The sequence below is a fragment of the Corynebacterium ureicelerivorans genome, from assembly GCF_000747315.1.
Classification (GTDB): Bacteria; Actinomycetota; Actinomycetes; order Mycobacteriales; family Mycobacteriaceae; genus Corynebacterium; species Corynebacterium mucifaciens.
In genome coordinates this window covers 2,116,008-2,128,441 of the sequence record NZ_CP009215.1, presented here as the reverse complement: position 1 = coordinate 2,128,441, position 12,434 = coordinate 2,116,008, and the positions used below count along the sequence as shown (strand labels likewise).

10 protein-coding genes and 2 pseudogenes are annotated in these 12,434 nt (G+C 64.1%); 7 read left to right on the top strand and 5 right to left on the bottom strand.

Annotated features, from left to right (window positions below):
- The first annotated feature begins 14 nt into the window (after positions 1-14).
- Positions 15-965, top strand: a complete 951-nt coding sequence (gene hutG, locus CUREI_RS10440) for a formimidoylglutamase (protein ID WP_038613312.1) — start codon at positions 15-17, stop codon at positions 963-965.
- Between the two features lie 11 nt (positions 966-976).
- Here hutG and CUREI_RS10435 read toward each other — a convergent pair whose 3' ends face one another.
- Complete coding sequence (locus CUREI_RS10435; RefSeq protein ID WP_084768339.1) at positions 977-2,434, bottom strand: YjiH family protein; 1,458 nt, start codon at positions 2,432-2,434, stop codon at positions 977-979.
- A 186-nt stretch (positions 2,435-2,620) separates the two neighbouring features.
- On the opposite strand from CUREI_RS10435, the gene CUREI_RS10430 reads away from it, so the two are divergent.
- Positions 2,621-4,174 carry an alanine/glycine:cation symporter family protein gene (locus CUREI_RS10430; RefSeq protein ID WP_051952344.1) on the top strand — a complete coding sequence of 518 codons (1,554 nt, stop codon included), beginning with the start codon at positions 2,621-2,623 and terminating at the stop codon, positions 4,172-4,174.
- A 90-nt stretch (positions 4,175-4,264) separates the two neighbouring features.
- On the opposite strand, the gene CUREI_RS10425 is transcribed toward CUREI_RS10430, so the two are convergent.
- A complete protein-coding gene (locus CUREI_RS10425) occupies positions 4,265-6,373 on the bottom strand; it encodes a copper-translocating P-type ATPase (RefSeq protein ID WP_236627200.1) in 2,109 nt (702 codons plus the stop codon).
- On the opposite strand from CUREI_RS10425, the gene CUREI_RS12700 reads away from it, so the two are divergent.
- Positions 6,308-6,544, top strand: a complete 237-nt coding sequence (locus CUREI_RS12700) for a hypothetical protein (RefSeq protein WP_236627199.1) — start codon at positions 6,308-6,310, stop codon at positions 6,542-6,544. The genes CUREI_RS10425 and CUREI_RS12700 overlap by 66 nt on opposite strands.
- A gap of 6 nt (positions 6,545-6,550) precedes the next feature.
- Here CUREI_RS12700 and CUREI_RS10415 read toward each other — a convergent pair whose 3' ends face one another.
- The 3 genes from CUREI_RS10415 to CUREI_RS10405 all read right to left on the bottom strand — a co-directional run bounded on the left by CUREI_RS10415 (position 6,551) and on the right by CUREI_RS10405 (position 8,835).
- The gene (locus CUREI_RS10415; protein ID WP_038613305.1) at positions 6,551-6,877 is read right to left on the bottom strand and encodes a heavy-metal-associated domain-containing protein; all 327 of its coding nucleotides are present in this window, start codon (positions 6,875-6,877) and stop codon (positions 6,551-6,553) included.
- A gap of 126 nt (positions 6,878-7,003) precedes the next feature.
- Positions 7,004-8,116: a sensor histidine kinase gene (locus tag CUREI_RS10410; RefSeq protein WP_038613303.1), complete on the bottom strand. Its 1,113-nt coding sequence runs from the start codon at positions 8,114-8,116 to the stop codon at positions 7,004-7,006.
- The gene (locus CUREI_RS10405) at positions 8,113-8,835 is read right to left on the bottom strand and encodes a response regulator transcription factor (protein WP_144242456.1); all 723 of its coding nucleotides are present in this window, start codon (positions 8,833-8,835) and stop codon (positions 8,113-8,115) included. Before CUREI_RS10405 ends, CUREI_RS10410 begins: the two co-directional genes overlap by 4 nt.
- A 403-nt stretch (positions 8,836-9,238) precedes the next feature.
- Between CUREI_RS10405 and CUREI_RS10400 the strand changes: the two genes are divergently transcribed.
- The 4 genes and pseudogenes from CUREI_RS10400 to ccsA all read left to right on the top strand — a co-directional run.
- Entirely contained in the window at positions 9,239-9,814 is a 576-nt protein-coding gene (locus tag CUREI_RS10400) for a CueP family metal-binding protein (RefSeq protein ID WP_038613299.1), read from the top strand.
- A 71-nt stretch (positions 9,815-9,885) separates the two neighbouring features.
- Positions 9,886-11,394, top strand: a complete 1,509-nt coding sequence (locus CUREI_RS10395; RefSeq protein WP_038613297.1) for a multicopper oxidase family protein — start codon at positions 9,886-9,888, stop codon at positions 11,392-11,394.
- A 151-nt stretch (positions 11,395-11,545) separates the two neighbouring features.
- Positions 11,546-11,800 (top strand): annotated as a pseudogene (locus CUREI_RS12825) (TlpA family protein disulfide reductase); the annotation flags it as partial.
- Between the two features lie 33 nt (positions 11,801-11,833).
- A pseudogene (gene ccsA / locus CUREI_RS12820) lies at positions 11,834-12,214 on the top strand (cytochrome c biogenesis protein CcsA); the annotation flags it as partial.
- Positions 12,215-12,434 lie beyond the last annotated feature (220 nt).

Below are 12,434 nucleotides of genomic sequence, written 5' to 3'. Positions count from 1 at the left end.
TAGGCTCGGAACGCATGAATACCGTTACCGCTGAGCTTTTCACCCCCGCATCCGACTGGTCCGGCCGCGACGACGGCCCTGGCCCCGAGCATGCGCGCTGGCACAGCGTCGTGGACACCGCCGCCGCACCGGCCGAAGGGGCCGTGCACCTAATCGGTTACGCGTCCGACGAGGGCGTCGAGCGCAACGGCGGCCGCCAGGGCGCGGCGAAGGGGCCGGAAGCGTTGCGCACCGCACTCGGCTCGCTCGCGGTGCACAAAGCAAGCACGCTCATCGACGCCGGCACCGTCACCACCCAAAACGAGGACCTTGAAGGCTCCCAGCGCGAGCTGTCCGACCGGGTGCGCGACCTTGTCAGCGCCCAGGGTGCTGAAGGTATGACCGTCGTGCTCGGCGGTGGGCACGAAACCTCCTTTGCCACCCACCGCGGCGCATACGAAGCCATCGGCCCGATGCAGGTGATCAACTTTGACGCCCACTTCGACCTGCGCTCCGCCACCCGCCCCACCTCCGGCACCCCGTTCAGGCAGATCGCGGGCCTGGTCGGCGACGACTTCGACTACTCCGTGTTCGGCATTTCAAAACCCAACAACACCAAGGTGCTGTTCGACACCGCCGACGAGCTCGGCGTGACCACCGTGCTCGATACCGAGCTTGCGGAGATGACCGTGCGCGAGGCCGCCGAGCGCGCACTCGCCACCGTGGAGGGCGACCTGCCCATCCACCTCTCCATCGACCTGGACGTCCTGCCCGCCGCCGTCGCTCCGGGCGTGTCCGCCCCGGCCGGCTTCGGCGTGGAGTACGCCACGCTGCGCGCCATGGTTGCAGCCGTGGCGTCCACGGGGCGGGTGGCGCTGCTGGACGTGGTCGAACTCAACCCTGAGTTCGACGTAGATAACCGCACCGCCAAGGCCGCCGCGCGGCTGATAGACGATGCGGTTGTGGGTGCGAAGCTGCGTCGCTAAGCAAACGCGCCCTAGAACAGCAGGTGGGCCACCGGCACCGTGATCAGCACGGTGAGCACGACGCGAATGAACCAGATCTGCACCATCTTCCAAATGCTCAACGGAATGTCGGTGGCCAAAACCGCCGGGACCATCGCCGAGAAGAAGAAGATCTGGCTCACGCACACCACGGCGATGGTGAACTTCAGCACCATGTCGCCCGAGCCGGCCACAAGGGTGGCGGGTAGGAACATCTCTGCCAAACCGGTGGCCAGCGCGCCCGAGGTCGCCCAGGGATCCGGCAGCTGCAGCGCCCACACCAGTGGGTAGAACACGACGCCCGCCACCTTAAAAACCGGGGTGTAGGCGGCCAACACGAGGCCGATCGTGCCAACCGCCATGATGCCCGGGGTGACCTGAACTGCCATGACCAACCCGTCGCGGAAGTTCGTCCACAGCACCTTGCCTAACGGCTCCGCGCGATTGAGCTCCAGCTTCGCCTCGCGCCACGCGGCCTTGAAACGGTTGCCGGTGACCTCCTTTTCCGGGTGCGGGGTGGCGCCCGGGAAGTAGTCCTCCGGGATGCGCGACGTCGGAGGGATGCGCACCATGATCGCGGTGACGATGAACGAGATGATGAACGTAATGAAGAAGTACGCGGTCCAGTGCTCCATCATGTCCAGCGTCTTGGCCACGATGACCATGAACGTGGCGGAGACGGTGGAAAAGCCCGATGCCACGATCGTGGCCTCCCGGCCGTTGTAGCTGCCGTTTTTGTACATGCGGTCCGTGATGAGCAGGCCGAGCGAGTACGAACCCAAAAACGACGCGACCGCATCCACCGCGGACTTGCCGGGAGTGTGGAACACGGGGCGCATGATCGGCTGCACCATTACACCGATGAACTCCATCAGGCCGAAGCCCACGAGCAGTCCGAGGAAGATTGCGCCGACCGGGATGAGCAGGCCGACGGAGATGACCAGCTTATCCAGGATGAACGGGCCGATATCCGGGTTGAATAGCCAGGATGGGCCGAAGCCGAACGTAAGCATTGCGCACAAGACGATGGCCAGCACCGACAGTGCAGCAAACGCCATGCGGGCGTAATCCTCCTTCCAGCGCCCCGAGACGAATTGGTAGATCGTGCCGGCGATGATGGCGATAAGGGCCAGGTAACGAGTGTTCTCGCCCAGGGTGGAGGTGATCCAGGTGACGATGTGGTCCAGCAGAATCGTGGACTTGGAGCCGTTGATAGAAAACGGAACAAAGAAGGCGAAGATGCCGATCGCGCTGTAGACGAAGAAGCGCCACACCCCCTTCGCCTTCGGGTTCGACTCAGAGGCAGCGCCGACGGTGGGGTCGGCACCGTCGCCGAACGCCGGGTTATCCAGCTCATCTACGAGCACGCTCGAACCGGCCGGCAAATCCTTGACCGGCCAAGCAGGGGAGAACCGGCGCCGGGATTGCGGCTTCGGGTTGGGTGATTCCATCTGAGTCCTTCCGGATTTGCGCAGCCACCTGGTGCGTTAACTGAGCGACAGTTCATGTTGTTTAGTGTTGAGAATCTAGTTTTACACGAAAAGTGACGCGAAACACGGTTGGATGGCCTATTTTCCTTAGTTACTTAGACGTTTCCCCGACAAACCCCCAGCGCACACCACTACAAGGAGGACACCGTGGAAGGTGTTATCGAGACGCTCAACGGCGTCATCTGGTCGAACTGGCTCGTGTACCTGTGCCTCGGCGCCGGTGCGTATTTCACCCTCGTCACCCTGTTTTTGCAGATCCGCTGCATCCCGGACATGATCACCCAACTGAAGTCCGGGGAAAGCTCGGAGCAGGGCATTTCCTCATTCCAATCGCTGATGATCTCGCTCGCCGGCCGCGTTGGCGTGGGCAACATCGCCGGCGTGGCCACAGCGATTGCGTTCGGCGGCCCGGGCGCGGTGTTCTGGATGTGGCTCGTGGCGCTGCTCGGTTCTGCCACCTCGTTCATCGAGTGCTGCCTCGCGCAGATTTACAAGGAGACGGACCGGGACACCGGCGAGTACCGTGGCGGCCCCGCGTACTACATCGAGAAGACCTACAAGCACACCAAGGCCGCCCCGTTCATGCTGGTCTACGCCATCATCTTCGCTGTATGCATGTTGCTTGCCACGTCGTACTTCCTTCCGGGCATCCAAGCCAATGGCGTGGCTGCGGCCGTCGATAATGCATGGGGGATCGACGTGAAGATCTCCGCTGCGGTGATGGCCGTGCTCCTCGGTGTCATCATCATCGGCGGCGTGAAGCGCATCGCGAACTTCGCCTCCATGGTCGTGCCGTTTATGGCCGGAATCTACATCATCGTCGCCATCGTGGTGCTGTTCGCCAACGCTTCCGAGATTCCGCACGTCTTCGGAACCATCTTCCGCGCAGCCTTCGACCAGGAGGCCGCGTTCTCCGGGATGCTCGGCGCCGCCATTATGTGGGGCGTGAAGCGCGGCATCTACTCCAACGAAGCCGGCCAGGGCACCGGCCCGCAATCCGCCGCAGCGGCCGAGGTCTCCCACCCGGCCAAGCAGGGCTTCGTCCAGGCGTTCGCGGTGTACGTGGACACACTGTTCGTCTGCTCCGCCACCGCGTTCATCATCATTTCCACCGACATGTACAAGGTGTTCGGGGGCCAGTCAGAGGACGGCGCGCTGCGCTACGCAGGCTCGCTTCCCGACGGCGTTCCCGTCGGCCCCGGCTACGTCCAAGAAGGCCTGAACTCCTTTGCCGCCGGTCTGGGACCATCGTTCATTGCCTTGGCAATCATGTTCTTCGCCTTCACCACCGTGCTGGCGTACTACTACATGGCAGAGACAAACTTCACCTACCTGAACCGCTGGGTGAAGAACGAGGGTGCCCGCAGGACGATCATCTGGCTGCTGCGCGGCCTGATCCTCGTCGCAGTGTTTGTCGGCGCGACCACCACCCCGGGCACCGCCTGGGCGCTAGGCGACATCGGTGTGGGTGCCACCGCATGGCTCAACATTGTGGCGATCATCTTCCTGCAGGTCCCGGCGTTGAAGTGCCTGTGGGACTACCGCCGCCAGAAGAAGGCCGGCATCGACCCGCACTTCGACCCCGAGGCGCTGGGCATCCGCAACGCCGACTTCTGGGTCGAGCGTAAGAACCGCATGATCGAGGCGGGCACCTGGCCGGGCGTTGAGGGCAAGGTTGTCACCACGACCCGCAACATCTAGCCGTAATCAAACCGGCTGCCTAGGCCTGGCCCCCGTTTAGTGGACACGCTGGAACTGGTCCAGACTGGACCGGAGAAAGCGGAGACACTATCAGCGGACGGCGGTGGATGCCGGAGTAGGCGTGGTGTGTTCCTCCTTCGACTCGGCCGGAGCCAGGTGGGCCGGATCCAGATCAATGCGGCGCAACAGCTGGGCGTTCAGCGCCACAACGATGGTCGAGGCAGACATCAAGATCGCGCCCACGGCCGGGGACAGCACGAACCCGATCGGGGCGAGCACGCCGGCGGCCAGCGGCACGGCGAGGATGTTGTAGCCAGAGGCCCAGATGAGGTTCTGGATCATCTTGCGGTAGCTGGCCTGCGAGAGCTCAATCATCGAGAGCACTGCCCGCGGGTCATCACTGGCCAGGACCACTCCGGCGGATTCCATGGCCACATCCGTGCCGGCCCCGATGGCGATACCGACCTCCGCGCGGGTCAGAGCGGGGGCGTCGTTGACACCGTCGCCGACCATGGCCACGCTCAGGCCACGCTCCTGTAACTGGGTGACCTTGGTGTCCTTGTCCTGGGGCAGGACCTCGGCGAAGACCTCATCGATCCCCAGGTCCTGGCCAACGGCCTGGGCCACCTGCTGCGCGTCACCGGTGATCATCGCGACCTTCACCCCGCGGTCCTGCAGGGCTTTCACGGTGGCGCGGGATTCGGGGCGGATCTTGTCCTCGACGGCCACCGCACCGATGATCTGACCGTCGCGGACAATATGGAGCACACCGGCCCCACGCTCGGTCCAGGCGCTGGTGGTGTCGGTGAGCTCGGCCGGGGTGGTGAGGTTGAGCTCGCGCAGCATGTTCGGCCCACCCACGAGGATCTCAGTGCCGTCGACAGTGGCCCGGACCCCCCGGCCGGAGGCGGCGCTGAAACCAGTTGCACGGATTTGCCGACGGGAGGCCTCGGGGTGGGCGGCCGCGGCCGCCACGATGGCGCGGGCCACGGGGTGCTCGCTGTCGGCCTCCGCGGCGGCGGCCAGGGCCAGCAGCTCGCCCTCGGTGACGCCGGCAGCTGCCGCGACACCGGTGACCGCGTGCGCACCCTCGGTCAGGGTGCCGGTTTTGTCGAAGAGCACCACGTCGATGGTGCGCATCCGCTCGAGCGCCATCCGGTCCTTGATGAGCACCCCGGATTTCGCGGCCCGCTCGCTGGAGATCGCAATGACCAGCGGAATCGCGAGGCCCAGGGCGTGCGGACAGGCGATGACCAGAACCGTGACCGTGCGCGCCACGGCATCGTCCGGGCTGCCGATAATGGTCCACACCACCGCGGTGATCAGAGCGGAGATCAGCGCGAACCAGAACAACAACGCGGCCGCCCGATCCGCCAGGGCCTGGGCCCGGGAGGAGGACTCCTGGGCGTCGGCAACCAAGCGTTGGATCCCGGCCAGGGCGGTGTCCCCGCCGGTAGCCTCCACCCGGATGCGGACGGTGTTGTCGGTGGCCACAGTACCGGCGACCACCTTGTCACCGGTGTCGCGGAAGACGGGACGGGATTCGCCGGTGATCATCGCCTCATCGAATTCGGCGGCTCCGTCGAGGATGGTTCCGTCGGCCGGCACCCGGGCGCCGGCCCTCACCAGCACGACGTCGTCGACGACCAGCTCTGAGATGGCCACGGTGCGGGTGGTCCCGTCGATGACTTTCTCGGCCTCATCCGGCAGCAGGGCAGCCAGCGCGTCAAGCGCGGAGGACGCGGCCCCGAGAGCACGCATCTCCAGCCAGTGGCCCAGCAGCATGATGGTCACCAGCAGGGCCAGCTCCCACCAGAAGTCCAGGTCAAAATCGCCCAGCCCCAGAGTGGTGACCCAGGAGGCGACAAACGCCACGGTGATGGCCATGGCGATCAGGAGCATCATCCCGGGTTGGCGGGATTTCAGTTCGTTCCATCCGCCCTTGAGGAAAGGCGTTCCGCCGTAGACGAAGATGATCGTGCCCAGCACCGGGGGGATCCAGGTGGATCCGGGGAATGCCGGGAGGTTGTAGCCGAGCAGCTGGGCGACCATGGGGCTGAAAATAACGACGGGAATGGACAGAATCAGCGACCACCAGAAGCGTTCCCGAAACATTGCGGTGCTGTGTCCGGCGTGTTCGCCGTGACTATGAACCTGGTGGTCTTCGTCCAGGGCGGAGTGCGGGTGATCGTGGGGCATCGCCTGGCCGTGGGTGTCGGCATCTGCGTGGTGTTCGTGGCTGGCATGATCCGGGTGGTGGGTGTGGTCTGTTTCCGGAGCGGGGTGATCACCATGGTGATCACCGGAATGGTGGGGAGTGCTCATGAGGTTCCTTCCGCTCAACCCGGTCGGGGTCGAGATGATGGGTAAAACTGATCAGGATAAGACGGTGTAGCCGGCCTCTTCGATGGCCCGGCGAACCATCTCCGGAGGTACGGCACCGGTGACCGTGACGGTGGAAACACCACCAGCAGCGAGATCAATCTGGACGTCGTCGACCTGGGGGAGGGCCTGAAGGGCCTGGGTAACGCTTTTCACGCAGTGCCCGCAGGTCAGGCCGGTGACCTGGTAGCTAGGGGAGGATCCTCCTGCTGACGAGTCGCTGGCGGCAGGGATGGAGGCGGTGTCGGCTTGTGAGTCGGGTCCGCAACAGCTGCAGCCGTGAGAGGCCATCGGCAAGAGGCGGGGCGTGGAGGTGTTCATGGGAAAACTCCTATGGGTCGATGGGATACGGTAACGCTCGCTAGCATATACCCCCCTGGGGTATATTTCCAAGAGGTAGAGGGCACGGCCCTCACGCGGGGCAGGGTGTGGTCACCGAGCAGCCTCCTAACTGCCGGGAGGGGACAGCGGGAGGCGGATGGCAAACACCGCTCCGCGACCGGGCCCGGGGGAGGTGGCGGTGAGAGTGCCGCCATGGGCCTCGACCAATGCCTTGGAGATGGTCAGACCGATACCGGCCCCGCCGTTGTCCCGGCTGCGGGCGGCATCCCCCCGGTAGAAGCGTTCGAAGATGTGTCCGATCTGGCCAGGTGGGATGCCCTCGCCGTCATCGGCGACGTGGATGAGCGCGGTGGACGCCCCCTGTCGGTGGACGCTGATCCGGACCTGCCCGCCGGCCGGGGTGTGCCGTAGCGCGTTCGACAGGAGATTGCTCATCACCTGGCCGAAGCGTTGCCGGTCCACGAGCACCCGGGCGGTGTCCGTAATGGCCTCGACCTGTAAATCGACGCCTTTGTCAGCATAAGCTTCCCCGGCGGCAGCAGCGGCGGTATGGAGCAGATCCCCGAGCCCTTCCTCCGCCAGGTCCAACTCGATCCGGTGTTCCTGGGCCCGGGAGACATCGTCGATGTCTTCCATCAACCGGGTCAGGCGGGTGAGTTGGTCAGCCATGATCGTGTGGGTGGCATTATTCCAGTCCACGGCCCCGTCCTGGAGACCGTCGAGGTAGACCGTGAGCACCGATAAGGGGGTGCCCATTTCGTGGGCCAGATCAGAGAGCATCTGGCGGCGGACCTGTTCGGTGTGTGCCAGCCGGTCGGCCATGGTGTTGAAGGCATGCGCCAGGGTGGTGACCTCGGGGCCTGCTTCTCCGGCGGGCACGCGGATACGATAGTTGCCGGCCGTCAGGCTGGTAGCGGCGCGGGTGAGATCCTGCAGGGGGGTGCGCAGGCGACGCGATAACCACAGGCTGGCCAGCAGGGCGCTGATCAAGGCGGTGGGCAGGGCGACGGCCAGGGTGATCACGTTGGCGTCCCGGTAGGCCTGCTCGGCATGGAACAGCTCCAGCGAGGGGTACTCCCGGCCCGTCATCAACATATGATCCTGAAACAGGGTCGGGCCCACCATCGTGGCCACGGTCGCGGCCACCAGCAGGCTAATCACCACGACCAACACCTGGGCGGCCAGGAAGCGGAAGGTCAGGCCGGGTCCGTGATTCATGGCTGCCCCACCCGGTAGCCCACGCCACGCACGGTGTCGATAAACCCCCGGCCCCGGGTGTCGGTGCCGAGCTTGCGACGCAAGTTGCCGATGTGGACATCGACGATGCGTTCATCACCGACCCAGGTGGTGTCCCAGACCTCGGCGACCAGGTCGTGGCGGGTCAGCACCTGGCCGGGGCGCAGGGCCAGGGCAACCAGCAGCTCGAACTCCGTACGGGTGAGCTCCACGGTCGTCTCCCCCACACGCACCTGATGGGCGACGGGGTCAAGGATGAGGTCACCAACGATCAAGGGGGTGGTCACCTGCGGTGGGGTGGTGCTGGTGCGCGGACGGCGCAGCACCGCATGCACCCGGGTCACCAGTTCCCGGATGCTAAAAGGTTTGGTGATGTAGTCATCCGCCCCCAGGGTCAAACCGCTGATCTTGTCGTCCTCGCTGCCACGCGCGGTGAGCATGAGGATGTAGCAGTCCGAGAAGGTGCGGATCCGTCGGCACACCTCCAGGCCGTCGAGTTCGGGCAGCCCCAGATCCAGCACCACAACATCGGGAGAAAAGCGACGGGCCTCGTCCACGGCCTGGGTGCCGGTGTGCGCCTGGCGGGTATCGAAGCCGGCCCGGATGAGGTAGGAGGCCACCATCTGAGCCAGGGGTTGTTCATCATCGACGACCAGCACCCGCCCCAGGGGCGTGGCGGTGGTCGGTGTGCGGTCAGCCATAGACCCCAGTATCGCTCCGGGCAGGGGGAATACCGCCCTCGCTCAGTGCCCGGCGCGGCAATCTTCATCAAATCTTCAAACATCACCCTTCGACCGCCGTCACCCCTGTACCCCACCCCAGGCCGGCGGCATCGCCTCTCCTCGTCGGTTCAGCAGGCACCACCAGGGAATTCACTGCCTGCACCGCATACCCGGGGCGGGTAGAAGGACATCGCCCACGGCTGTGGGGTGGTGCCCCGGTTGTGACCCAGCCCACCAAATTCACCCCCTTTTCGCCCTGTTATAAGGCTGTGAGCAGGGTTTTTGATTTCTAGTCAGTCAGACACCCGTGCTAGATAAAGGTATGGCATCGACCTTGAGACGGTGTCTTCTCACGGTCTTACCACGATCCAAGGAGATTGACGTGAAACGAGCAGCGATCGCAGCCACAGCCCTTGCCCTCGCCCTCACGGGGTGTTCGGCCGCCGACCCGGAACCCACCGCCGACGGGACGGTGTCTCAGGACACAATCCTGACTACCCATGGCCTGGCCGACATGGACGCGGTGGAGATCATTGATCACCTCGACCGGCAGAAGGTCACTGAGCGTCCCACGGATCTGATCGCCTCAGTGCGTTCCGATGAACTGCTGCTCTCGAGCGGTGACCAGGAAGTCGCGCTCGATCTTCCCGACAATCAGACGTATGTCTCGATCGCACCCTATCTCACCTCCACCCACGACTGCTTCTACCACAGCCTCACGACCTGCGTAGGGGAACTCGACAATGAGGATATCCAGGTCACGATCACCGATGAGGCGACCGGTGAGGTGCTGGTGGACGAGGCGACAACCACCTTCGACAACGGGTTTATTGGCTTCTGGCTTCCCGATGATGTCACCGGCCTGATTGAGGTCAGCTACCAGGGGCGTACCGGCACCACGGAGTTTTCCACCACCGACGACGGTGCCACCTGTGTCACAGACCTGCGCCTGACGTGACGGCTCAGCAGGGTCCTCACCTGCGCCTGTCTCCCGTGTCACTGAAATCTAACACCAAGGAAGGTTAAATCATGATGAACGCGTTTTCCCGACGACAGGTTCTGCTCGGCGGGCTCGTCCTCGCCGGCACAGGGGCCGTGGCCGCCTGCACCAGCGACACTGGGCCCGCTGCCTCGGCACCAGGTTCCTCTCTTCGCCCCACTCCCACCCCCACTGCGCTCGGTGAGCCGACGGTGCGCCGGACACTGACCGCCCGGCCCCTGTCTCTGGATATCGGCGGCATCGAAGCCAAGACGTGGGGATACGTCTCTGACACCGGGGATACGGCCATTGAGGCTACCGCCGGCGACGTCCTCCAGGTCGATATCACCAATGAACTGCCTGAGAGCACCTCCATCCACTGGCATGGTATCGCAGTCCACAACGCCGCCGACGGTGTGCCCGGCATGACCCAGGACCCCATTGAACCTGGCGAGTCTTTCTCCTATGTTTTTGAAGTCCCCCACGGTGGCACCTACTTCTACCATTCCCACTCCGGCCTGCAGCTTGATCGCGGCCTCCACGCCCCTCTGATCGTCCGTGACCCGCAAGACGCTGAGGACCAGGACGTCGAGTGGACCATCGTGCTCGACGACTGGGTGGACGGCATCGACGGCAGCAGTCCCGAAGATCAGCTGACCATGTTGACGGGGATGGACATGGGCGGACACGGAAACATGGACATGGGAGGTCACGGCGGGATGGATATGGGTGGTGAGGGGGGCATGATGGCCCAAGGCACGCCCGATCTGGCTCTGGGCGGAGATGCCGGCGATGTGATGTATCCGCACTACCTCATCAACGGGCGTATCCCCCGTGCTCACCGGACCTTCGAGGCTCGCCCGGGCGACAAGGCCCGCCTGAGGTTCATCAACTCCGGTGGTGACACCATCTTCAAGGTGGCCCTCGGTGGTCACCGTATGACCGTCACCCACGTCGACGGTTTCCCGGTCCGTCCCCACGACATCGAGTCGTTCTACCTGTCGATGGGTGAACGCGTCGACGTGGAGGTGGTACTCGGTGATGGTGTCTTTCCCTTGACCGCCCTGGCCGCCGGCAAGGACGACCGCGCCTTTGCCGTCATCCGGACCGCCGCGGGCCAGACCCCCGCACCAGAGACTACCTTCCCCGAACTCACTGCCCCCGGTACCTTCTTGACGTCCTTTGAGCCGGCGGAACGAGCCCTGCTCCCGGCCGGTGACGTGGATAAGGAAACAGCGGTCGAATTAACCGGCCAGATGATGCCCTACCAGTGGGGGCTACGCATCGACGGTGCTGATTCCCCGGGCACAGTCCAAGAAGGCCAACGCCTGCGGATGCGGATGCACAACCCCACGGCCATGCCCCATCCGATGCACATCCACGGTCACACGTGGGCGTTGCCCGGCAGCGGCGGGCTGCGCAAGGACACTGTCCTCATTCTGCCCGGCGAAACGGTGGACGCGGACTTGATCGCTGACAACCCCGGTGAGTGGGCATTTCACTGCCATAACGTCTATCACATGGAAGCCGGGATGTTCAGCTCGCTTCGCTACGAGTAACCCCCACAGCAGGGGTGGAGTACCGAGGTGGGCAGAGTCGCTGCAGACCACCCACCGGGCAGCACGATGACCTTCCTCGGTGTTGTGGTCTTCCGGGACAACCAAAACACCGTCTTCTTCCCCACCGCCCCGGAATAAGGAGATCTAATCCATGCCGAGCACATCCCGCAGAGCCGCCATCGCGGTTGCCTTCCAGTTCCACTCGCCAGGAGGCCAAACCGAGATTATCTACGCAAAGGAGGAACGTGCCCCGCTGCCGGACTTCTCCGGCCCGTCGCTGATGGAGGAGGGTGAGGAGATCAGCCTGTCTGATTCTGAAGACGAGGTCGTCGTCCTCAACGCTTGGGGCCAGTGGTGTGCACCGTGTCGGACGGAAGTCGATGACCTGCAGCTTGTCCACGCAGATCATGGAGATGCACTCGTACATATTTCCCAGCGGCTGCGTATCTCTCAGCCGAAGGGTGCGGAGCGTGGCTTCTTCGGTGCTGTGGCCGAGCCGCTGCCGAGTGCGAAAAAGCTTGACGCCCTGGCCTACAAGTCCGCCATCATTACGTTGCCCGTGCTGGGGTTGGGCATTGTTCTGGGGGCGATTTGGGCGGAGGCCTCGTGAGGCCGGTTTTGAGGATGGGATCCGAAGGAGACCGCATCCTTTATCTCCTGGGTGCTCTATGCCGCCTACCTGCATGCCAGTGCCACGGCCGGGTGGCGCGATCACAAGGCCGCGTGGATCAATATCCTGGCCCCGGCCACGATAATCTTCAACCTGTTTTTCATCAACCTGGTCGTCTCCGGCCTGCACTCCTATGCCGGCCTGAACTAAATCCGGATTCGTCAACGCTTTGCCGGACACCCCCAGATCCACTGGGAAAATACTGAAAGTTGCTGTCACATGACTCGAAGGATTGGGCATATATTCACAACTGAGCGGCAACCCGAAGAAGGCCGTGATCTCCGGTGAAGGCTAGTGCTGCATCAGACGTGACAGTCTCACGTCTTTCTCGGGGGATAGCCGGCGATAACTGGCGCAGATTGGCCGGTCC

Bases quoted from the DNA above. Each gene is read 5' to 3' on its own strand.
- hutG (WP_038613312.1), top strand. From the start codon at position 15: ATGAATACCGTTACCGCTGAGCTTTTCACCCCCGCATCCGACTGGTCC.
- CUREI_RS10435 (WP_084768339.1), bottom strand. From the start codon at position 2,434: ATGGAATCACCCAACCCGAAGCCGCAATCCCGGCGCCGGTTCTCCCCT.
- CUREI_RS10425 (WP_236627200.1), bottom strand. From the start codon at position 6,373: ATGCCCCACGATCACCCGCACTCCGCCCTGGACGAAGACCACCAGGTT.
- CUREI_RS10415 (WP_038613305.1), bottom strand. From the start codon at position 6,877: ATGAACACCTCCACGCCCCGCCTCTTGCCGATGGCCTCTCACGGCTGC.
- CUREI_RS10410 (WP_038613303.1), bottom strand. From the start codon at position 8,116: ATGAATCACGGACCCGGCCTGACCTTCCGCTTCCTGGCCGCCCAGGTG.
- CUREI_RS10405 (WP_144242456.1), bottom strand. From the start codon at position 8,835: ATGGCTGACCGCACACCGACCACCGCCACGCCCCTGGGGCGGGTGCTG.
- CUREI_RS10395 (WP_038613297.1), top strand. From the start codon at position 9,886: ATGATGAACGCGTTTTCCCGACGACAGGTTCTGCTCGGCGGGCTCGTC.